Genomic DNA, 2,145 nt, shown 5'->3' on the forward strand with positions numbered 1-2,145 from the left:
CTCCGGCCGGTGGGGGAGGCCTGGCCCGCTTCACGCCCGGCGCCCTGTTCACCGAGCGGGCTCCGGTGAGCGGGCTGGCCGCGGTGGGGGGCGATCTCGGGGAGGACGTGGAGGTGGAGTTCGCGGTGTGGTCCGTGGGCGGGCGGCGCTGCTCGGCCTTCGGCGAGCCGGGCGAGCCCGCGGCGGTGGTGTTCGCTCCGGGGACGGGCTTCGAGGTGGTGGCCGTCGACGAGCCGGACCCGTCCGCCGGCGTCCCCGCCCGCGTGCTGCTCCACGAGGTGGGGAGCATCCGGCCCGCCCCGGACCGCCTGCGCACCTGGCTCGCCCGCCGCGACGCCGTCGCCCCGGCCGACCGCGTCCGCCCGCCCCACCCGGCGCACTACCGCCTGGACTTGGGCGCGGCCGACTGCTCCTGACGTCGCACGGGTTCGCCGAGCCGGAGCCATCGCCGGAGCCGGGGCCGGGGCCGAGGCCACTGCCTGCGGCGGATCACCTCGGCGTGCTGTCTTCGACCTGATCGGCGTACCAGGCCTGCAACCAGTCGAGGACGTGCTCCGAATCGCTCATGGCCGGACATGTCATTGCCGCGGCCCTGCGCACACCTCGACCGGGTCCGGTGTCCGACGCCGGTGGGGAGCCGAGCCCCGCCCGGTCACGCGCTGCCGAACCGGATTGCGTACCAACCGGGTTGAACCTGCTCCGGCGGCGTCTCCGTCGGCACTGGTGAGGGGCCGATGCGTTCGCCCGGCCTCGGTTGCACCCCGGCGTCCCTTCCCTGGAGCAGATATGAAGAAGATCAAGGCCGTTGCCGTCGCGGCAGCCGCGTTCGCCGCACTGTCCGTCGCCGCCGTGCCCGCCAGTGCGGCGGGTCCGGGCGACAAGGGCTGGGGCGACGAGAGCACGTGCAGCAGCCCGGCGTGGGGCGGCACGTACCTGTGCGGTGGCGCGTACGGCGGTGGCACGACGACGTACTACTTCCGTGACGGCGGCCAGGAGGTCTTCGTCGTCGGCACCGACCACGCCGTGTGGACGCGTTGGAGCGACAAGTCCGGCCACAAGAGCGGCTGGGTCTCCATGGGCGGCTACCTGGTGGGTCCGGTCGACATCCTCGCCTCGGACACGGGAGGCGGCAATTTCGAGATCGCCGCGACGGGCGCCGACGGCCGTCTCTGGGGCCGCGTCCGTAGCGCCGGCAACAGCTGGAGCGCGTGGGCCGCGGTCTGACCCCAGGAGTCCGGCTGAACCTCCCGCCGCCGGCCGGCCGTCGGAGAGGACGTGGACCCCGGTGCGGAGCGTGCCGGGCGTGCGGGAGGAGTGCCGAGGGTGAACGAGGCGGAGCGGGGCGGGTTCAGGCTCGCGGCGGTGTTCGACGCCGTGGACCCGGTGACGGGCCCGGGGTTCGCGCCGGACCGTCCCCGGCTGGCGGAGGGGCCCGCGCGGCAGGCCGTGCTGCGCTACCTCCGGGGCGGGGCGGCCGTGTTGCTCACGCCGATGCTGACGGACGACGTGGTCGATCCGGAGCGGCGCGGCGTGGTACCGCTCGGGTTCCGGACGGACGGGCAGTGGATCTGGACCGACACGGTGACCTACTACCTGGAGACGTACGGCCTGGCGCCGGAGCCGGACCTGCTCGCGCACGTCCGGGCGCAGGGGGACGGGCCGTGCCGCCTGCCGGACCGCGAGGTGCTGGAGCGGGCGGTGGCGTTCGTCCTGGCACCGCCGGTGCCGGAGCGGGTGCCGGAGTCGGAGCGGGTGCCGGTGTGGAGGGCCGGCTCGTGACCGGCTGAACGCGAGCGGGGGCGCCGTCCGTCGGTGCTTGTAGGAGCTCGGGTGCTTGTAGGAGCTCGGGTGCTCGTAGGGGTTCGGGTGTTCGTAGGGGTTCGGGGCTTGTAGGAGTGGCGTCGAGTGCAGGGGATGAGCGTGGGCGAGGAGAAGCGCGGCACGGGGGAGCAGGGCTCGTCCGGTTTCCGACTTCCCGTGGTGAACTGGGCCATGGCGGCCGAGGCGGACGGCGAGGACGAGACGGCCGAGGTCGGCCCCGTTGCGTCGGGGCCGGGGCTGGAGCCGGGTCTGGAGCCGGGGCCGGTCGCGGTGGGGTCCGCACCGGTGGTGCCGACCGCGGAAGCGACCCCGACGCCGCCGGGC

General features: G+C 74.9%; 4 protein-coding genes. All 4 read left to right on the forward strand.

Annotated elements, in window-relative coordinates:
• Positions 1-416, forward strand: a 416-nt coding sequence (locus AB0O00_RS36750) for a hypothetical protein (protein WP_363659045.1), incomplete at its 5' end; no start/stop codon positions are given.
• A 370-nt stretch (positions 417-786) separates the two neighbouring features.
• Complete coding sequence (locus tag AB0O00_RS36755) at positions 787-1,224, forward strand: hypothetical protein (protein ID WP_363659046.1); 438 nt, start codon at positions 787-789, stop codon at positions 1,222-1,224.
• A 99-nt stretch (positions 1,225-1,323) separates the two neighbouring features.
• On the forward strand, positions 1,324-1,779 hold the full coding sequence (locus AB0O00_RS36760) for a hypothetical protein (RefSeq protein ID WP_363659047.1): 456 nt from the start codon (positions 1,324-1,326) through the stop codon (positions 1,777-1,779).
• A gap of 126 nt (positions 1,780-1,905) precedes the next feature.
• Positions 1,906-2,145, forward strand: a 240-nt coding sequence (locus AB0O00_RS36765; protein ID WP_363659048.1) for a hypothetical protein, incomplete at its 3' end; no start/stop codon positions are given.

The sequence above is a fragment of the Kitasatospora sp. NPDC093558 genome, assembly GCF_040683475.1.
In the GTDB taxonomy this organism is placed as follows: domain Bacteria; phylum Actinomycetota; class Actinomycetes; order Streptomycetales; family Streptomycetaceae; genus Kitasatospora.

Coding starts and splice junctions, on each gene's coding strand:
- AB0O00_RS36755 (WP_363659046.1), top strand. CDS start 787: ATGAAGAAGATCAAGGCCGTTGCCGTCGCGGCAGCCGCGTTCGCCGCA.